Origin of the sequence: Mesorhizobium sp. 113-1-2 (assembly GCF_016756475.1) — a bacterium.
In the GTDB taxonomy this organism is placed as follows: Bacteria; Pseudomonadota; Alphaproteobacteria; order Rhizobiales; family Rhizobiaceae; genus Mesorhizobium; species Mesorhizobium loti_C.
Genome location: NZ_AP023242.1, coordinates 3,852,469 through 3,871,512, shown reverse-complemented (window position 1 = coordinate 3,871,512; position 19,044 = coordinate 3,852,469). Strand labels below are relative to the sequence as shown.

Genomic DNA, 19,044 nt, shown 5'->3' with positions numbered 1-19,044 from the left:
CGCCGGCCTTCCATCATGCCGGGTTCGGCAGGTAGCTCGCACCTCCCCGGCATTGCTTGAGATAGTCCAGCGCCCGCACCTGCCCGGTGATCTCGAGATCGCCGCGATAGACCGGGTCGTGCCAGCCCTCGATATCGATGGCGCCCTTGTATCCAGCCAGCCGCAACTCGCTGATCACTCTGGTCCAGTCGCTGTCGCCGAAGCCTGGCGTGCGCATCTGCACGAAGGGCAGCCGGCCGAAAACGCCGTGCTCGCGGATGACATCCCAGCGCACGGTGGCGTCCTTGCCATGGACATGGAAGATGCGCGGTGCCCATTTGCGGATCTGCGGCATCGGATCGATCAGATAGACGAGCTGATGACAGGGCTCCCATTCGAGCCCAAGGTTCTCATCAGGCAATTCGTTGAACATCAGCTCCCAGGCATCCGGATTGTGGGCGATGTTCCAGTCGCCGGCGGCCCAGTTGCCGTCCATGGCGCAATTCTCGAAGGCGATGCGCACGCCCTTGTCGGCGGCGCGTTTTGCCAGCGGACCCCACACGTCGCGGAAGCGCGGCAGGCTGTCGATCAGCTTCTTGCCGCGCAGGCGCCCGGTGAAGCCGCTGACCATGGAAGTGCCAAACAGATGCGCGTTGTCGATCACCGTCTCCCAGGCCGCGAGCACGCCGCGATCGACCTCGCCGCTCTCCAGCGGATTGCCGAACACGCCCAGGGAAGACACGATGACATCGGCATCGCCGATCGCCTCGCGTATCTGGCCGGCAAGGCGTGGAAGGTCCTTGTCGCCCAAGGTCTGCCAGAAGAAGGGCTGGATGCTTTCGAAACCGAGCGGGATGATCTGCTTGATATAGGCTGCCGGGTCGTCGAGATTGGCCCGCACCATGGTGCCGATCCGGATGTCGAGAAGCGGGTTTGGCATCACAGTCCTTCCCTTGCAATCGCCACGCGCCGGCCGGTCTCGGCGCTTTCGATGGCGCCGAAAACCATGGCCAGGCTTTTGATGTTGTCGGCGCCGCGCGTTTCCGGCTCGGTGCCGGTCTCGATCGCGTGCATGAAATCCTTGATGATGCCGAGATGGCCGCCGACACGATCGGCAGGGTCGAGCAGCGGCACCTCGATCGGCTGGGTCTTGTCGATGATACCGTCGCGGCCGGACGCAACCACCTCCGCCTTCAGCCCGTCATGGCCGTCCCACAACAGGCTGCCACGCTCGGCAACGATGCGCCAGCTGCCTTCCCAGCTGGTGCGAAAACCGTCGGCGCACCAGGAGCCGGCATAGGTGAAGATCTTGCCGCCGCCGAGATCGAAGACCGCACTTGCCGACGAACCCTGCCGATACCAGGAATTGGCCGGCTCCCACTCCTGGCAATAGACGCTGGCCGGCTCGCCTGCGGCCATGTAGCGAGCGGCGTCGAAAGTGTGGATAGCCATGTCGAGCAAAAGCACATGCGCCATCTCCTCGCGAAAGCCGCCGAAATGCGGCGCGACGAAGAAATCGGCATGGATCGAGGTCGCCGCGCCGATGGCGCCGGAATCGAGAAAGCGGCGAATGCGCCTGACATTGGCGACATAGCGCCGGTTCTGCACGACGGCATGGACACGCCCTGCCCGGCGTGCCGCCTCAATGATGGCACGGGCATTCTCCGGACTGTCGGCCAGCGGCTTTTCGGTCAAGAGATGGCAATTGTGGGCAAAGGCAGAGAAGGCCACGTCGCGGCGGGCGGCGGGAACCACGACATCGAACACCGCGTCGGGCCTGGTTTGATCGAGCACCGCGTCGAGACTGGTGCCGATGACGGCACTGGTGAGATCGTATTCGCGCGCCCTCGCCTTCGCCCGCTCGGCGTCGAGATCGACAAGGCCGACAATGGCAAGCCCGTCGATCTGCCTGGCGGCATCGAGCCACTGCCTGCTCATCGCGCCGCAGCCGACGAGGACGACATTCATCATCCGGCATTCCTCCCGTCCGGTCCCTCCAGACCGAATGTCACGGCATTCACGGCATCACCGTAAACGTTTTTCCGTAAACGTTTACGAGAACACACCCGATAGCCTAGAATGTCAATCGGCTGCCTGCGAAAATAATCCCGAAGCCTTGGCCTGAGCGGCAGCCGGTGCTAGCCAAGGGTTGGGGGAGAACTGTCCTTGGCGTCCAGCATCCACGACCTTGCGCGTCATCTGAACATTTCGATCGGCACCGTGTCGCGGGCGCTGAACGGCCGCGCCGACGTCAACGCCGACACCCGCCAGCGCGTGCTCGAAGCGGCCAAAAAGCTCAACTATTCGCCGAACCAATCCGGCCGCAGCCTGCGCCAGGGCGCCACCCGTTCGATCGCCTTCATGCTGCAGCCGCATCCCGGCGACCAGCAATATGGCGAACCGTTCTTCATCCCGTTCCTGACCGGTCTGCAGGCGCGGCTCGCCGACGATGACCTGGATCTGATGGTCGTCATGGGTGAGCCCGGCCAATATCAGCAGGAAAGGCTGCGCCGTGTGGTTGAGACGCGCCGAGCCGACGCGGTCGTGTTGGCCAATACACGGCGGGAAGACGATCGGATCGATTATCTCAGCAAGGCCGGCTTTCCCTTCGCCACGCTTGGCCGAAGTCAATCCGGCGGCGACACTTATCCTTCGCTCGATATCGATTTCGAGAGGGCGGGTGATGAAGCCGTCGACCGGCTGGTCGCGCGCGGCCATCGCCGCATCGCTGCCATCCGCCCTTCGCATGATCTCAACTTCGGCTACCTGTTCCTGGACGGCTATCGCAAGGCGCTGGAGCGGCACGGCATTGAAGTCGACCCCGGCCTGATCGCCGACGGCTTCATCAACGAGGCCGGCGGCTATCAGGTGACGGCGGACGTAATGCTCTCCAAGGATCGGCCCACCGCCATCATCTTCAACAATGACGCCATGGCGCTCGGCGGATGCAAGGCGCTGGCCGAGATGGGCATCCGGCCCGGCCATGATATTGCAGTGATCGTCATCGTCGACACGCCGCTTTGCCGCTATTTTTCCCCGGCGCTGACCGCCTTCCGTCCGGCGCTGGAGCCGATGGGCCGGCGGCTGGCCGAAATGCTGCTGGCCTCGCTTCCTGCCTTTGCCGGTCCCGAGGGACCGCGCATCATCCGTGAGGTCTGGCCGCTGGAGCTGATCGCGCGCGACAGCGATTGATGGAGCCGTTAGATCATTTCACCGTTTCACGGAAACGGCGAACTGCTCTAACTCTTTGTTTCGACACAATTCCGGACGGAAAACCGCACACACTTTTCCTGGAATTGCTCTAGGGCCATCAATCCACCTTCTTCTCGCCCCGCTCGCCGGCCTTGACGATATCGCCAGTCGTGAACAGGATTTCCTTCAGTTCCGCCCGCCAATCCTTCTTCTGGCGCAGCAGGAATTCCAGGTCCATGCCGAAATGCTTGAACTCCTCGCCTTGCGCGTTCTGCATGATGGCCCGCGCCTGCGGATCCTTCTCCACCGAGATGCGCTGTTCGTACCAGCCGATCGCTTCCGCCTCCTCGATCAGCGAGGTGATCATGCGGGCAAAGGTCCGCACCTTCTGCGACAGTTCTTCTGGCGGTTCGTGATACTGGTCGAAACCCATGTCGTCCTCCGGTGGTTCATTCCCATGAATGCCTGGGAATGCCGCCGGTTCCGCATCATCGCTGCAATTCCGCCAGCGCCCGCTCCAGCGGCGCCGACGAAATCTGGATCGGTCCGGAAAATGCTACATCCATGTCCAGGATCAGGTAGATCGCCCCGGCGATCAGCGCGGCCGACACCATAAGGGTTGCTGCAGTGATGGCATTCTTCGGCGCCCTGAAGCCGAAACTGGCGAAGATTAGTGCCAGCCACGCAACCAGCATGGCGATCAGGGGCCAAGGGATAGCGCCCTCCGATTGCTCGATCAGCACCCAGCGCATTTCGAGCACTTTCTGCAGGCGCTGGCGTCCATCCTGCAGGAGGGAACCATGTACAGCGTCGGACGGCGTCAGCGCATTCAGCCGTGAGCCGATCTCTGTCAGCAGACGTTCGGACAGCTGGTTAGCGGCGATAGTCGTTTCGCTGTTTTGTGACGAGGTGTCCACCACCCGCTGCACATAGGCGACCAACGGCTGGCGCACCGCGTCGGTCTCCGGGCCATACTGGCGCAAGGTCCTGTCGAGCAGGATCAGCTCCGTCGCATAGGCGTGCACATTGTGATCGATCGATTCAAAGGTGTTCTTGGCCGAGTTGATCATCAGGCCGAGTATCAGCGAGGTCATCACCCCGAACAGATTGGCGGCGAGCCGAACCACCGTGTTCGTGTCGTCATCACGGTGCCTGGCCGGCAATCTCGGCCAAATCGCCATGCTGGCGAACGCCGACGCCGCCAGGCACAGGAAGATCACCATTGCGATGAAAGCTTCGAGCATCGCTCATCTCTGCACGGGACGCGCCAATTGCCAATGGCAGGGCACCGGTCACACAGCGAAAGTTGCGACGGCGTCAGGCGTTCCCCGCCCCTGTCTCACGACACAGGTGCCGCGCCGCCCTCTTCCGTTCGCCGCGTGATGAATTCGTCGAGCGCGCCGGCGGTCGCGGCAGCCGAGGCGGGCGGCTCGAAATCGGCAACCGCGCGCCGCCAGATGCTGGTGGCGCGTTCGCTCGCCGTCTTCGATCCGCTTTGCGTCCAGTTGCCGAAGTTCGACCAATCGGCGACCAGCGGTTCATAGAAAGCCGTACGATAACGCGCCATCGTGTGGCCGGCCGAGAAGAAATGGCCGCCCGGCTGCACTTCAGCGATCGCCTCGAAGCCGATGGAATCGTCGTCGCCGGGCGTCGCCGCACAGAGTTCAGCGACCGTCTGCAGCGCTTCGATATCGGTGATCAGCTTCTCGAAGGAGACGCTCAAGCCGCCTTCCAGCCAGCCGGCAGCATGGATGCACATCGTCGCCCCGGCCAGCACCGAGCCCCACAGTGCGAACTGCGTTTCGTGTGCGGCCTGCGCGTCCGAGATGTTGGCCGCGCTGCCGCCGCCGGACCGCCAGGGCAGTCCTGTGAAGCGCGCCAGCTGGCCGGCGCCCAGCGTCGCCTTGACATGCTCCGGCGTGCCGAAGGCCGGCGCCCCGGATTTCATGTCGACATTGGAGGAGAAGGAGCCGTAGACGACCGGCGCGCCGGGCCGCACGATCTGTGCCAGCGTCAGCCCCGCCAGCGCCTCGGCATGCTGCAGCGCCAGCGCGCCGGCCACCGTGATCGGCGCCATCGCGCCCGCCAGGCAGAACGGCGTGATGACGGAGACCTGGCCAGCCCGCGCGAAATCGATGATGCCTTGCGCCATCGGTATGTCGAGCTGGCGCGGCGAGTTGGTGTTGATGACCGTGTAGCAATGCGCGTTTGCCAGGAATTCGTCCTGCGACAGGCCGCGCGCCAGCCGGATCATCTCGAAACCGTCCTCGACCTGCGGCGTGCCGCGCGCGAAGATGAACGGAAACTTGTCGGACAGCGTCAGCTGCGCGCGGTTGACGGCATAGTGGCGAAAGCGGTTGTCGACATCCTGCGGTTCGATGCAGGGGCCAAGCATGTGCAGCACGTCGAAATGCTGCACCAGCCGCAGCAGATCCTCGAAATCGGCCAGCGTGCCGGGCCTGCGGCCGCGTTCGAGATCGGTGACGTTCGGCGCGCCGCATCCGGCGAGGAAAGTCATCGACCCGAGTTCCAGCATCAGGTCGCGGGAACGGTCACCGGCTTGCGCATGGATCGACTTCGGCGCCGAGGCCAACGCCGCCACCACCATGTCGCGGCCGATGCGCACCATGTCGGTGTCCGGGTCGACCAGTGCGCCGGCGCTGGCGAAATATTCTCGAGCCTGCGGCAGCAGCACCTTGATGCCGAGCTCTTCCAGCACGCGCAGCGCCGTGTCGTGGATCGCTGCCACCTGATCGTCCGAAAAGATCGGCTGCGGCAGGAACGGGTTCTTCAGCGACCGGTAATTGGGCCGGCGGCTGCTCTCGCTGCCGGCCTCGCCCGTGCGTCCGCGCCGGCGTTCGCGCCTGCTGTCTCGTGCCGCGTCATCGACCATCGAAAATCCTCCTCATTGCCGCATCGCCTTGCCCGAGGGATCGTAGGGCGAGGCCGCGATGATCCGTGCCGGCCGCTCGACGCCGACAATGTGCACCGAAAGCGCTGTCCCCTCCTCGGCAAAATCGTCGTCGACCAACGCCAGCGCGACGCTCTTGCCGATCGTGTAGCCAAAGCCGCCCGAAGTGACGAAGCCGACGCGCCGGCCGTCGTGCCAGACCGGCTCGAAGCCGCTGGCGTCGGCATCGACGGCGTCGATCTCAAGCGTCACGATCCGCCGCGCCGCACCGGCATTGCGCTCCTTCAGCGCCGCCTCGCGGCCGACGAAATCGCCCTTGTCGAAGGCGATGAACCGGTCGAGGCCGGTCTGGCCCGGCGTGTAGCCCTGTGTGAATTCGCGCGACCAGATGCCGAAGCTTTTCTCCAGCCGGAGCGCGTTGAGCGCGTGGTAGCCGATCTCGGCCAGGCCGAGATCCCTGCCGGCGGCGAGCAGCGAGTCACGCAACGTGGCATGCATGGTTACCGGGCAACTGATCTCGAAGCCGAGCTCGCCAGCGATGGACAGACGGGCGACCCGCGCTGGCACCATGCCGATGTCGAACGCGCCGCAAGCCATGAACGGCAGTGCCGCGCTGGAGACGTCCTGATGCGTCGTGCGCTCCAGGATTTTGCGCGCATTCGGCCCGGTCAGCAGGAAGCCGCTCATCGCGTCGGAAATGTCAGTGACGGTGACGCCCTCTCCTGCTTGGCTCTCGAACCAGCGCATGTGGAATTCCCGGAGATAGTAGGAACCCATCAGCCAAGTGTCGCCGCCACCCCAGTTGATCACGGTGAGGTCGCCCTTCAGCCGCCCGTCCGGCCCGAGCATCGGCGCCAGCCGCGCCTGCCCCGCCTTCGGCAGCCTGCAGGCAAGCAGCCGGTCGAGCCATGCCTGAGCGCCTGGACCGGACACCGCATAGCGCGAATAGGCCGAGATATCGACGAGGCCGGCGGCCCGCCGCACCTGCAACGCCTCGTCGCCGACGATGTCGAAGGCGTTGGAACGCTTGAGCGTGGTGTTCTCGCGAAAACCCATCGGCGCGAAATAGGCCGGGATTTCCAGCCCCCACGATGCCGTCCATTCGCAGCCGGCCGCACTCATGCCGCCATAGGCGCCGGGGCGTTTCAAAGGCCTGCCCGCGGGCAGCCGCTCATTGGGAAAGGTCATGACGAAACGGCGCGCGTAGAATTGCCGCGTCGTCTGCTTGAGATATTCGCGGTTGGCGGCGAAGGCGCCGTAGCGGGCAATGTCCATGCCGAAAATGTCGGCCTGCGGCTCGCCGTAAATCATCCATTCAGCCAGCGATTTTCCGACGCCGCCGCCCTGGCTGAAGCCGGCCATGACGCCGCAGGCGACCCAGTAATTTTTCAGGCCACGCACCGGCCCGACGATCGGGTTGCCGTCGGGGGTAAAGGTGAAGGCGCCGTTGACCCATTTGCGGATGCCGGCCGTGGCGAGGCAAGGGAAGCGCTCATGCGCCTTGGCGAGTTCCGGGCTGATGCGGTCGATGTCTTCCGGGATCAGCTCGATGCCATAGTCCCATGGCGCGCCGTCCATGTTCCAGTGCTTGGGGTTCTGCTCGTAGACGCCGAGCAGCACGCCCTTACGCTCCTGGCGCAGGTAGGAGAAGCCGTCGAGGTCGACGGCGATGCCGATCTCACGGTCGAGTGCGGCGATCTCCGGAATGTCCTCGGTGACGAAATAATGGTGCTCCATCGGCGTCACCGGCAGGTCGACGCCGGCCATGCGGCCGAGCTGCTTTGCCCACAAGCCGCCGGCATTGACGACATGCTCGGCCACGATGGTGCCCTGTTCGGTGACGACATCCCAGCTGCCGTCGGCACGCGCTTTCAGTTCGACGACGCGGTTGCGCAGGATGATGTCGGCGCCGCGCTTCTTCGCAGCGCCGGCATAAGCATGCGTGGTGCCGTAGGGATCGAGATGGCCCTCGTTGGAATCGTGGAGGCCGCCGAGCACGCCTGTGACGTCGACGATCGGGCAGATTTCCTTGATTTCGTCAGGCGTCACCAGCCGGGCGGTTTCGATGCCAACCGACTGGAACACTGCCCAGGCCGATTTCAGCCACTCCCAGCGCTGGGGATCGCTGGCGATGTTGACGCCACCGGTCATGTGCAGGCCGATATCCTGGCCGGACTCGGCCTCGATCTCGCGATAGAGGTTGATGGTGTAATCCTGCAGCGCCGCGACGTTGGGATCCGCATTGAGCGCATGAAATCCGGCCGCCGCATGCCAGGTCGAACCGGCGGTCAGTTCGGCGCGCTCGATCAGCGCCACGTCAGACCAGCCGAACCGCGTCAAATGGTAGAGCACCGAGGCGCCGACCACCCCACCCCCGATAACCACTGCGCGATAATGCGGCTTCAAGGCTTCCCTCCCGGTCTGTCAGAAGCGGCACCATATACGCACTGGACATAAGTGTCTAGTGGTGCAAAACACACCTCGCCTGGCCAAACCAACACCCTTGCGAGGGGATCAATTCGTTGGTGTGGGCGCTCGTTTTTGTCGGCGCGCGAAACAGGCCGGTGAGCAGGCATGCCACGCTGTCACGCAAGCATCATGTTCGCGCCGTAGACCGCTTTGGGGGCGCGCGGCATCATCGATGTACCGCCTCTTTCAGCTTTTTTCGTTCTTCGGCCGCTCCGGCACGCTTGTCAGAAAGAGGATTGTCCATGAAACACCTGCACCGAACCGCCTCGCTCGGCGTCGCGTTAGCCCTGTTCACCGCCTTGACGCCGGCGCTCGCCGACAGCACCGCGACCGTCGGCGGCCTCGTCAACAAAGGCCTGGTCGGCGTCGGCCGCATCCCGGCCGCACAGCGCGACAAGTTCGGCGAGACGTTCGGCTCGGGCTCCGGCATGGCGATCGACACCGCCAGTTGGACGCATGATGCGGGCACCTACAAGGGATCGCTCTGGCTGCTGCCGGATCGCGGCTACAATGTCGCCGGCACCACCGACTACAGGCCACGCCTCAACACGATCGGCATAGAGTTCACCCCGGCGGCACCAGGCGCCGCTGGCCAGGAGCAGACTGAAGTCAAGGCGACACTGGCCGACACAATGCTGCTGACCGACGACAAGGGCGCTGACGCCACCGGCCTCGATCCGCTGTCGGATGTGCGCGCCGCGGCCGGCGACATGCCGATGCTGCCCGTCGCCACCAATGGCAAGCTCGCCCTCGACAACGAGGCGATCGTGCGGTTGCCCGACGGCTCGATGTTCATCTCCGACGAATATGGCCCCAACATCTACCGCTTCTCGGCGCAAGGCCGACTGCTGTCAGCGACCCAGCCGCCGGCGGCGCTGGTGCCGATGCGCAAGGGCAAGCCGAATTTCTCCTCGGACAATCCCGGCCCTGGTGCTGCCGAGCCCGACCCGAAGGATCCCGATACCGGCCGCCAGAACAACCAGGGCCTGGAAGGCATGGCGATGACGCCGGACGGCAAGTTCCTGATCGCCGTGCTGCAGTCGGCGGCAAGGCAGGATGGCGGCGATTCCGGTTCGACCCGGCAGAACACCAGGGCGCTGGTCTATGACGCCTCCGACCTTGCCCATCTCAAGCTGGCGCATGAATATGTCGTGCCGCTGCCGGTGTTCAAGGACGCCAAGGGCAAGACCAAGATCGCCGCGCAAAGCGAGATCGTGGCACTGTCGGACACGTCCTTCCTGATGCTGGCGCGCGACAGCGGCAACGGCCAGGGGGTGAAGGGCGACACCTCGCTTCTGCGCCAGATCTTCGTCGTCGACGTTTCGGCCGCGACCGATATTGCCGGCGGCAGCTTCGACGCCGCCGACAAGCCGGTTGCCCCCAAGGGCGTGCTCGATCCCTCGGTGACGCCGGCCAAGCTGACGCCGTTCATCGACATCAACGACAATGCGCAGCTCAATCGCTTCGGTCTGCACAATGGCGCGCCGAACGACCACAACAACCTGTCCGAGAAATGGGAGGCGATGTCGCTGGCGAGCGTGCTCGATCCGAAGCTGCCCGACGACTATTTCCTGTTCGTCGCCAACGACAACGACTTCCTTGCCCAGGACGGCTTCCAGGTCGGCGCGCCCTACAAGGCCGATGACGGCGCCAATGTCGACACCATGTTCCTGGTCTATCAGGTCACGCTTCCCGGCCTTGCCAAGAAGTAGTCGCATACAAAAGGCGGGCGCGCCCGGCGCGTCCGCCTCAACGACCTCAAACGGCCGCCCGTGAGGACGCCTATTTCAAGAACTCCGCGTCCTTCGGCACGCCCGCATCGATCGGCTCGGCCGTCCTGCTCGCCACCGCCATGATCTTGCCGGCAGCCGACAAATTGGGACGCACGAAGACCGGTGCGGGACCGTTGACGCGGCTGTAGAGGTCGATGATGTCCTGGTTCATGAAGCGCACGCAGCCCGACGATGCGTTCTTGCCGATGGAATCCCACTCCGGCGTGCCGTGCAGCCGGTACATCGTGTCCTTGCCGTCGCGGAACAGATAGAGCGCACGGGCGCCGAGCGGGCTCTGCGGGCCGGGCGGCATGCCGTCCTTGAATTTCGCCAGTTCCGGCCGGCGCTGGATCATTTCCGGCGGCGGCGTCCACACCGGCCACTTCTTCCGCGCCTGGACCACGGCGCTGCCGGTCCAGCCGAAACCGGCCTTCCCTAAGCTGACGCCGTAGCGGATGGCCTTGCCGCCGTCGCGCACCAGATAGAGGAAATGTTCGGAGACATCGACGACGATGGTGCCGGGCTTTTCTCCGGTCGGGTCGGCCACGATCTGGCGCACGAACTTCGGATCGAGCTTGGCCACCGGGATTGCCGGCAGTTGGTAGCCCTCATCCGTGCGCGCCGCGTACATGGTTGCGGTATCGCCGAACGCCGTATCGGGCGGCGGCGCTGCCACCGGCGGCGGCGGCGTCACCACCTCCGTCGTGGTGCACGCTGAAAGCGCCACGGAGGCTGCGCCCAAGGCGGATGCACCGAGAAACGCGCGCCGGTTCAGGCGCTCGGAAAACAACGGACTATCGGACATGAATCCCCCAGCAATTCATAGGATATGACAAAGAATGCGGGCCCCACGCCCCCAAGGACCAATATCCCATTCCGGGGGCTTTGAGAACATGATTAGATCAACACACGCCAGGCGGAATTATCCGACGCCGCGTCGGCCTGCCTCCTTGAATCGGCAATCGTCGCGGACTCAGATAAGCCTTCAGCCATGAGCGAAAAAATGCCCACGCGCCGGCGCACCGGCGACCTGACCAGCGGCCCGATCCCGCGCACGCTGCTGCTGTTTGCCTTGCCGGTGCTCGGCTCCAACGTGTTGCAGTCGCTCAATGGGTCGATCAATGCCGTCTGGGTTGGTCGCTTTCTCGGTGAATCGGCGCTGACCGCCACCTCCAATGCCAACCTCGTCCTGTTCCTGATCCTGGGCACCGTGTTCGGCATCGGCATGGCGGCGACCATCCTGGTGGCGCAGTCGGTCGGCGCCCGTGACCTGCCCGAGGCGCGCCGCATCGTCGGCACCAGCGCCACCTTCTTCTTCCTCATCTCGGTGATCTTCGCCGTCTGCGGCTGGATCTGGGTCGACGCCATCCTCAACACGCTTGGCACGCCGCCAGACGCCTTGCCGCTGGCGCGTTCCTATCTGCGCATCATCTTCGTCGCCGTGCCGATGATGAACCTTCTGTCCTTCGTCATGACCGTGCTGCGCGGTGCGGGCGATTCCCGCACGCCCTTCCTCTTCATGGCGCTGGCGGTCGTCCTCGACATCGTGCTCAACCCGCTGCTGATCCGCGGCATCGGCCCCTTCCCCGAACTTGGCATCGCCGGTTCCGCCACCGCGACGCTGATCGGCCAGACGGTGAGCGTCATCGCCATCCTGATCGTGCTCTACGCGCGCAAGCATCCGTTGCGGCTCGCCGGCGCCAATCTCGCTCTGCTGCGGCCCGACCCAACGCTGCTGCGCATCATCGTCTTCAAGGGCGTGCCGATGGGGTTGCAGATGATCGTCGTCTCCGCCGCTGCCCTGACGGTGATGGGCATCGTCAATTCCTACGGTTCGCAGGTCGCCGCCGCCTACGGCATCGCCGCGCAGCTGTGGACCTACATCCAGATGCCGGCGCTGGCGATCGGTGCGGCGGTCTCCTCGATGGCGGCGCAGAATGTCGGCGCCGGCCGCTGGGACCGGATCGGTCGCGTCGCCGCTTCCGGCGTCGGCTTCAACCTCATCCTGACCGGTTCCCTGGTCGCGCTGCTATGGCTCTTCGACCGTTCGATCCTCAGCCTGTTCCTGAGCAGCGACAGCGCGGCGATCGACGTCGCCGCCCACATCAACACGGTCGCGTCGTGGTCGTTCATCCTGTTCGGCATCACCATCGTACTGTTCGCCACCGTGCGCGCCACCGGTGCTGTGATGCCGCCGCTGATCATCCTGGTGATCTCGGTGCTCATCGTGCGCACCGGCTTTGCCTATTTCATGCGTGGCGTGATCGGCGAGGAAGCGTTGTGGTGGAGTTTCCCGGCCGGCTCGATCACCTCGCTGGTGCTGGCAGCGGCCTATTATCGTTTCGGCGGCTGGCGCAGCTTGCACATGATCGAGAACAGGCCGGCCGCCGGCGAGCCGCCGGACACCGGGCTCGGCGTGCCACGTGGGCGCGCCAACATGGCGCCTGAAACGCCGAACGGTTGAAAGTTCACTTCATTGACGCTGGCGACGCCGAACTGTCGGCGATCTATCGCGCATGCTTCGCGCCGAAAGCGAGAGCCACCAGGGAAAAGACCGTGATCATGCAGGCAAAGGCCAGGCTAGCCGTCGTCGCGGTGGTCCAATTCGATAGAATGCCGATACCGATGACCGGCAGCGCGTTGCCGCAAAAGCAGCAGATGAAAAAGGCCGACACCACTTCGGCGCGCCTGTCGGCAGGCGCAATCTGGTTGACCACTTGCAAACCGCCGCGATAGCCAAGCGCCGACGCCACGCCGCAGCAGGCCGTGGCGATGATCATGATGGCCATAGAGCCGAAGAATTGTGCCGCTACAATCAATCCAACGGTGGGGATGATCAAGACCAACGCCGTAAACATGGTGACACGGCTCGAGAGCCGCGTCGTCGCCAAAATGGTCACGGCGGCCACGATTGTCAGTTCGAAGAACACCGCGCCAGCTGCGGCATGGTTGGTCACCTTGAGCTGCTGGGCCAGGATGCTCGGCGCAAGTGCTGCATAAAAACCGACCAGTGCCATGGCTCCGAAGCCGGTCACCGCAGGCGCCACGAAGCGGGCTCGAAGGTTGCCAGGCACAGAAAGCTTGGGCCGCATCGAAATATCAGCCAGTTTCCCTGGTCGTGAAACGGTCTCGCGCGTGCGCAGGATCAATAGGGCGACAAGGACAAGCACAGCCAGATTGACAACGAAGGTCAGCCTGAGCGGCCATGGCGCATATTCGGCCAGCAGGCCCGCTCCCAGCGCGCCAAGTCCGAGACCTAGGAAATTGGTGCTGGTGGCAATCGTGGCAGCACGCGATTTGTCGCTGGTCGCGATCAGTTCGGTCAGCCATGCCGTGCCGGTTCCCGTACCGACACCGATCGCCAGGCCCATCAGGATCCGTGCGGCGTCGAGCCACGCAACATTTTCGGCGAACAGGAAAAGCAACGTACTGACGACCGCCACGCCCATCGCCGCCAAGGCAGCCGGCCGGCGGCCGATTACATCCGACAAGCCGCCGAAGATTAAAAGCGCCGCAAGATTGCCGATCACATACACGGCGTAGATCAAGGTCAGCGTGATCTGGGAGAAACCGAACGCCTGCTTGTAGATGATGTAGAGCGGGGTCAATGCCGTGCTGCCGGCAAACAGGACGGCGATCATGGCAGCAACGACCGCCCTTGCCGCAGCGCCGCCAAATTCATTGTTACGTGTCAGGACGATGCTGTGAGCGGTCATTTCGACATCTTGATTGTCGGGAGATCTCATCACCAACGCCTTTGCAGGGCGTGCGTTCCTCGCCTGAATTCACTCCTGACAAGTTTGAAGTTCGCCCATGGCGCTGGGCGAAATCCTCTCTTACCTTCGACCGGATTGGTAAGGGGAGAATCCATGGGTAAAGGCAGGGTCGAGGCATTCACCGATGGCGTGGTGGCCATCATCATCACCATCATGGTGCTGGACCTGAAGGTGCCTGAGGGCGAGGACTTTTCGGCGCTGCTGCCGCAATGGCCGGTCTTCCTGTGCTACGTACTGTCCTTCATCAATGTCGGCATCTACTGGAACAATCTGCACAACATGTTCCACACCGTGCAGCGCGTCGACGGCCGGGTCCTTTGGGCGAACCTGCACCTGTTGTTCTGGCTGTCCTTGATGCCCGTAACGACCGCTTTCATGGGCGAGAACCATTTCGCCACCGTCCCCGTCGCGGTCTACGGTTTCGACCTTGCAATGTGTGCGGCCAGCTATGCCATCCTGGTCCTGGCGCTGCACCGGCTGCATGGTCGGGACACCGCCTTCGCCAAGGCAATCGGCAATGACCGCAAGGGAAGGATTTCGCTCGCCGTCTATATCGCGGCCGTTGCGCTTGCCTTCCTCAACCGGTGGGTCAGTGTGGGCCTCTATGTTGCCGTCGCCCTGGTGTGGCTTGTGCCGGACACACGTTTTTCGCGCGTCCTCGAAAAGTAGTTCTATTTACGCATCGCCTTCAGCTTTTCCGCCACCGACGCGGCAAGGTCGGCGTAGCGCTCCTCCAGCCGTTCGGCCGCCTTGATGATCGAAAAATCATGGCCGAATTTCTCCAGCGCCATGCGCAGTTTCTCGACGAATTCGGCCTGTTTTTCCAGCGCCGAGAACAGTGTCTTCACCTGGGCTTCACTGATATCGGGGTTGGCCAGCATCTGCGGCACCTCGCGCCCCATCTGGTCGCCGGTGGCGGTCTGTTCCTTCAAAATTGCGATCCAGTCCGTCAATCGAAAATCTCCCTTTGTGGGCCAGCATGCGCAGTCACGGCCCGACTGGTCAACCCGAACACATGCTGACGCAGGCTTGCACAAGCCGGTTCCAGCGCTAAGTTCGGCGCCATCGAGAAAAGGATCCCGTTGCCCATGATCACCGACGCCGAAATCCAGACCGCCCTGCCCGCTTTTGGCCCGGGCAACACCGCCGTCATCACCGGCGCCGCGAGCGGCATCGGTCTGGCGGCCGCCAGGCGGCTTGCGCTGATGGGCATGAAGATCGTGCTCGCCGACATTGGCGGCGCGCGCCTTGGCGACGCCTCCCGCGCCGTCTCGGCCATTGCCGGCAACGGCGCCGTGCTTGCCGTTGCCGCTGATGTTTCGAAGGCCGATGAGGTCGATCGTCTCGCCGACCGGGCATTCGGCGCCTTCGGCGAGGTCTCGCTGCTGATGAACAATGCCGGTGTCGGGGACAATCCCGGAAAGCCCTGGGAAAACCGCGACGCCTGGAAACGACTGCTCGACATCAATTTCTGGGGTGTCGTGCATGGCGTCGAGGCCTTCGCACCGCGCATGCTTGCGTCGGCCAGACCGGGCCTGATCGTCAACACCGGTTCCAAGCAAGGCATCACCACACCGCCCGGCAACCTCGCCTACAACGTCTCCAAGGCCGGGGTGAAGACATTCACCGAAGGCCTGGCGCATGCACTGCGCAATGAACCAGGCGCCCGCCTATCAGCGCATCTGCTCATCCCCGGCTTCACCTATACCGGCCTCACCGAAGGCGCGACGGAAAAACCAGCCGGCGCCTGGACCGGCGAGCAGGTCATTGATTTCATGCTGGAATCCCTGGTCAGGGGCGACTTCTACATCCTGTGCCCCGACAATGATGTGGCGCGGCCGCTGGACGAGAAACGCATGGCCTGGGCGATCGGCGACATCATCGAAAACCGCCCTGCTTTGTCGCGCTGGCACCCCGATCACAAGGATGCGTTCGCGGCCTTCATCAAAGGCTGATCCGTAGGCCCTCAGGCCGCGTGTTTTTTCGGAGTTCGCTTTTGCGCCACGGCCTTCTTTGCGGCCATGGCGGCGATCTTTTCGTCATGCCGTCGCGCCGCCCGCTCGCACTTGTCGCGGATTTCCTCGACCTCGGATTCGGTCAGGTGCTCGATGCCGATAAAACGGTTGTGCCCCGCACTGACCCGGATCAGCTCATCGAGCTTGGCCTGGATTGCCGCACCGTCGCGGTTCTGGGTGTTCTGGATCAGGAACACCATCAGGAAGGTGATGATGGTCGTGCCGGTGTTGATCACCAACTGCCAGGTGTCCGAGAAACCGAAGAACGGTCCGCTTACCGCCCAGACGATGATGATCAGGCAGCAGCCGGCAAAGGTCAGCGGCAGGCCGGCTATGTGGGCGACCCAGTTGGCGATCCTGGTGAAAAGCTTTTCCATCTGTCGATATCCCTCAATGGCTGCCGCGATAAGAAACAACCGGCGACCGTTTCGGGTTCCCACCGGCGACAAACACGTCAGGCGCAATTGGTTACACGCAAAGCGCGCATGCGGCGGAAAACACACCTTATCGGTTAGGTGTCACAGTAACCGTGCAGGCAAGAGAGCCTGTTCCATCCGCCTCACAGCGGTATACCTCCAACCCCTTCCGCTGCGCCACCCCCGCATGGCGGAAGGGGTTTCAGTCCTGAGAGCGCGGAGCATGGTTTCCCGAAAGCGCCGGCCTGCACACCAACAGACGGTCGCTCCACTTTCCCGATCCTGCAGACGGAACCAGCAACCGATTCCGTGATCACCGGCAGGCTCCACGCAAGCAAGATGAGTGCGCGCCGGCTTAACCGGCGTCGTTTTCCCAACGATCGAGGAAGGCCTCGATCGGCATGGCCTGGATGTCGGGAACTGCCCTCGCGAGTTTCTCGACCGGCCAGTCCCACCAGGCGAGCGCTTCGATCCGCGCCGCTATGTCAGGCGCAAAGCGAGGCCGGAGCGGCTTGGCCGGCACGCCGGCGACGATCATGTAGGCCGGCACGTTCTGCGTCACCACCGCATTGGCGCCGATGACCGCACCATTGCCGATGGTGATGCCGGGCATGACCACCGCGCCGTGGCCGATCCAGACGTCATGGCCGATGCTCACGGCTTTCGCCTGCCGCCGCTCGCGGAACGCGGCATCGACACCCAGCCAGCGGAAATACTCGTTCGGCCGATAGCTGACCTTGTGCTGGGTCAACCGCTCGATCGGATGCTCCAGCGCGTTGATGCGGCTGTTGGCGGCGATCGAGCAGAATTTGCCGATAGTTGTGTAGATGGCTTCCGAATGGCGCTCGAAATAGGAGAAATCGCCGACACTCACCTCGCGCAGCACCACGCGCTCGCCGATCGAAGCATAGCGGCCAAGCTTGCACGCCTTCAGCTCCGCGGTCGGATGGATGCGCGGCTCGGGATCTTTCAGGACGAGGTTTTCGGTGCGGTCCATGCGGCGCTTTACTTCAGAGCAATTGCTCCTGCAAGGCAGGAGCAATTGTCCGTGGATCAAACAGCGCGAAAGGGTCAGACCCTTATTTCGGCTTGCCCTTGCTCCACACCACGTTCTGGCCATAGAGCGGCACCGTCGTGACCGACATCTTCGCCGAGCCGTTCTGCACCTGACGCGAATGCGAGAGATAGATCAACGTCTCGTTGGTCTTGTCATAGATGCGGTTCACCACCTGTTTCTTCCAGATCAGGCTGATGCCTTGCTTGAACACCTCCTCGCCGCCCTCGCTCATGTCGATGTCGCCGATGGTGATCGGGCCGGTCTGACGGCAGGAGATCGACGAATCGGAGGGATCCTCGAACCAGTTGCCCTTGTGCAGGCGGTCGATGATGCTGCGGTCGAAATAGGAGACATGGCAGGTCACGCCATCCACCTTCGGGTCCTTGATCGCTTCAACGATGATGTCGTTGCCGACCCAGTCGACGCCGACCTTGCCGACTTCCTCGGCGACGGCGCTGCCGGCGCCAAGCGCAACGCATGCAGCCAAGGCGCCGCCGATCAGCTTTCGCCCAATCCGTTCGCGCCCAACCAGTTCAAGCAAAGGAGCCTCCTGCGGTTCGAGTTGCCGGTATCAGGTGGGACGCGTTGTGCGGCTTTGCAAGCGGAAGCGTCAACTCCAACGGTTGCGGCAACGCGGCACTTTGCCTGCGCAGGGCCGAACCGCTAAGAGACTGTTTCGAAATTCGCTCTGGCGAGTCATATGGTGGTGGTTTCGAGAACCGTAGCGCAGCGGACATCTGGTCCGTGAGCAACGGAAGCGCAGAAACGCCATCAGATGGCCGCCAGAGTAGAATTTCCAAACAGGCTCCAAGACTGTCGCACCGGCGCGGCATCGAGCCGGCGCGATGATTTCTGCAGACGGACTTTTGTGATGATGCGTTCTATCCTGGTCGGCATTCTCGTCCTGATGGCGGCCGGCATCGGCTGGCTGACCTTCGACTGGTATCGCGGCCATTACGGCGGCGAACCGTTTGGCGCCCCTTTCACCCTGGTCGACCAGAAGGGCGCACCGATCACCGAAGCCGCCTTCCGGGGACAGCCCAGCGTCGTCTTCTTCGGCTTCACCCATTGCCCCGAAGTCTGCCCGACGACGCTGTTCGAACTCTCCGGCTGGCTGAAGACGCTCGGTGACGACGGCAAGACCGTGCATGCCTATTTCGTCTCGGTCGACCCGGAGCGTGACACGCCGGCGGTGATGAACGCCTATGTCAGCAATTTCTCCGACCGCATCACCGGCATCACCGGTGACCCAGACAAGGTCCATGCCATGGCCAAGTCGTTCGGCATCTACTGGAAGAAGGTCGACACCGGCGATGGCGATTACACGATGGACCACACCGCCTCGGTGCTGCTGCTCAACTCCAAGGGCGACTTTGCCGGCACGATCGCCTATGGCGAAAGCGCCAGCACCGCGGTCGAGAAACTGAAGCGCCTCGCGGGCAAGGGCTGATACGGAC

At 63.6% G+C, this 19,044-nt stretch carries 18 protein-coding genes; 6 read left to right on the top strand and 12 right to left on the bottom strand.

The window, feature by feature from the left end; all coding sequences use genetic code 11:
* Positions 1 to 13: 13 nt before the first annotated feature.
* Positions 14 to 919, bottom strand: a complete 906-nt coding sequence (locus JN279_RS18695) for a sugar phosphate isomerase/epimerase family protein (RefSeq protein ID WP_202353587.1) — start codon at positions 917 to 919, stop codon at positions 14 to 16.
* The gene (locus JN279_RS18690; RefSeq protein WP_202353586.1) at positions 919 to 1,950 is read right to left on the bottom strand and encodes a Gfo/Idh/MocA family protein; all 1,032 of its coding nucleotides are present in this window, start codon (positions 1,948 to 1,950) and stop codon (positions 919 to 921) included. Before JN279_RS18690 ends, JN279_RS18695 begins: the two co-directional genes overlap by 1 nt.
* 195 nt (positions 1,951 to 2,145) lie before the next feature.
* On the opposite strand from JN279_RS18690, the gene JN279_RS18685 reads away from it, so the two are divergent.
* Positions 2,146 to 3,171 (top strand): LacI family DNA-binding transcriptional regulator, encoded by a 1,026-nt coding sequence (locus tag JN279_RS18685; protein ID WP_096447386.1) that lies wholly within the window; start codon positions 2,146 to 2,148, stop codon positions 3,169 to 3,171.
* A gap of 118 nt (positions 3,172 to 3,289) precedes the next feature.
* Here JN279_RS18685 and JN279_RS18680 read toward each other — a convergent pair whose 3' ends face one another.
* The 4 genes from JN279_RS18680 to JN279_RS18665 all read right to left on the bottom strand — a co-directional run bounded on the left by JN279_RS18680 (position 3,290) and on the right by JN279_RS18665 (position 8,488).
* Positions 3,290 to 3,604, bottom strand: a complete 315-nt coding sequence (locus tag JN279_RS18680; RefSeq protein ID WP_044548017.1) for a ferritin family protein — start codon at positions 3,602 to 3,604, stop codon at positions 3,290 to 3,292.
* 55 nt (positions 3,605 to 3,659) lie between these two features.
* Positions 3,660 to 4,415 (bottom strand): bestrophin-like domain, encoded by a 756-nt coding sequence (locus tag JN279_RS18675; RefSeq protein ID WP_096447388.1) that lies wholly within the window; start codon positions 4,413 to 4,415, stop codon positions 3,660 to 3,662.
* A 95-nt stretch (positions 4,416 to 4,510) separates the two neighbouring features.
* Positions 4,511 to 6,064, bottom strand: a complete 1,554-nt coding sequence (locus tag JN279_RS18670) for a trimethylamine methyltransferase family protein (RefSeq protein ID WP_202353585.1) — start codon at positions 6,062 to 6,064, stop codon at positions 4,511 to 4,513.
* Positions 6,065 to 6,076: 12 nt separating this feature from the next.
* Positions 6,077 to 8,488 carry a GcvT family protein gene (locus JN279_RS18665; RefSeq protein ID WP_202353584.1) on the bottom strand — a complete coding sequence of 804 codons (2,412 nt, stop codon included), beginning with the start codon at positions 8,486 to 8,488 and terminating at the stop codon, positions 6,077 to 6,079.
* A 305-nt stretch (positions 8,489 to 8,793) separates the two neighbouring features.
* Between JN279_RS18665 and JN279_RS18660 the strand changes: the two genes are divergently transcribed.
* Positions 8,794 to 10,263, top strand: a complete 1,470-nt coding sequence (locus JN279_RS18660) for an esterase-like activity of phytase family protein (RefSeq protein WP_202353583.1) — start codon at positions 8,794 to 8,796, stop codon at positions 10,261 to 10,263.
* A gap of 70 nt (positions 10,264 to 10,333) precedes the next feature.
* On the opposite strand, the gene JN279_RS18655 is transcribed toward JN279_RS18660, so the two are convergent.
* On the bottom strand, positions 10,334 to 11,128 hold the full coding sequence (locus JN279_RS18655; protein WP_202353582.1) for a L,D-transpeptidase: 795 nt from the start codon (positions 11,126 to 11,128) through the stop codon (positions 10,334 to 10,336).
* Positions 11,129 to 11,314: 186 nt separating this feature from the next.
* Here JN279_RS18655 and JN279_RS18650 point away from each other — a divergent pair, with 186 nt between their 5' ends.
* The gene (locus JN279_RS18650) at positions 11,315 to 12,787 is read left to right on the top strand and encodes an MATE family efflux transporter (protein WP_202353581.1); all 1,473 of its coding nucleotides are present in this window, start codon (positions 11,315 to 11,317) and stop codon (positions 12,785 to 12,787) included.
* A gap of 43 nt (positions 12,788 to 12,830) precedes the next feature.
* Here JN279_RS18650 and JN279_RS18645 read toward each other — a convergent pair whose 3' ends face one another.
* Positions 12,831 to 14,039, bottom strand: a complete 1,209-nt coding sequence (locus JN279_RS18645; RefSeq protein ID WP_244734663.1) for an MFS transporter — start codon at positions 14,037 to 14,039, stop codon at positions 12,831 to 12,833.
* Positions 14,040 to 14,192: 153 nt separating this feature from the next.
* Between JN279_RS18645 and JN279_RS18640 the strand changes: the two genes are divergently transcribed.
* Positions 14,193 to 14,768 carry a TMEM175 family protein gene (locus tag JN279_RS18640; RefSeq protein WP_096447399.1) on the top strand — a complete coding sequence of 192 codons (576 nt, stop codon included), beginning with the start codon at positions 14,193 to 14,195 and terminating at the stop codon, positions 14,766 to 14,768.
* 2 nt (positions 14,769 to 14,770) lie between these two features.
* On the opposite strand, the gene JN279_RS18635 is transcribed toward JN279_RS18640, so the two are convergent.
* Positions 14,771 to 15,052: a hypothetical protein gene (locus tag JN279_RS18635; protein ID WP_095773965.1), complete on the bottom strand. Its 282-nt coding sequence runs from the start codon at positions 15,050 to 15,052 to the stop codon at positions 14,771 to 14,773.
* 135 nt (positions 15,053 to 15,187) lie between these two features.
* Between JN279_RS18635 and JN279_RS18630 the strand changes: the two genes are divergently transcribed.
* Positions 15,188 to 16,054, top strand: coding sequence for an SDR family NAD(P)-dependent oxidoreductase (locus tag JN279_RS18630; protein WP_202353579.1), 867 nt, complete (start codon positions 15,188 to 15,190; stop codon positions 16,052 to 16,054).
* Positions 16,055 to 16,065: 11 nt separating this feature from the next.
* Here JN279_RS18630 and JN279_RS18625 read toward each other — a convergent pair whose 3' ends face one another.
* The 3 genes from JN279_RS18625 to JN279_RS18615 form a co-directional block, all read right to left on the bottom strand.
* Complete coding sequence (locus tag JN279_RS18625; RefSeq protein ID WP_202353578.1) at positions 16,066 to 16,491, bottom strand: low affinity iron permease family protein; 426 nt, start codon at positions 16,489 to 16,491, stop codon at positions 16,066 to 16,068.
* A gap of 394 nt (positions 16,492 to 16,885) precedes the next feature.
* Positions 16,886 to 17,527 (bottom strand): transferase hexapeptide repeat family protein, encoded by a 642-nt coding sequence (locus tag JN279_RS18620; protein ID WP_202353577.1) that lies wholly within the window; start codon positions 17,525 to 17,527, stop codon positions 16,886 to 16,888.
* A gap of 82 nt (positions 17,528 to 17,609) precedes the next feature.
* Positions 17,610 to 18,128, bottom strand: coding sequence for a CreA family protein (locus JN279_RS18615; protein WP_202353576.1), 519 nt, complete (start codon positions 18,126 to 18,128; stop codon positions 17,610 to 17,612).
* Between the two features lie 330 nt (positions 18,129 to 18,458).
* Here JN279_RS18615 and JN279_RS18610 point away from each other — a divergent pair, with 330 nt between their 5' ends.
* The gene (locus tag JN279_RS18610) at positions 18,459 to 19,037 is read left to right on the top strand and encodes an SCO family protein (RefSeq protein WP_202353575.1); all 579 of its coding nucleotides are present in this window, start codon (positions 18,459 to 18,461) and stop codon (positions 19,035 to 19,037) included.
* Positions 19,038 to 19,044: the final 7 nt, after the last annotated feature.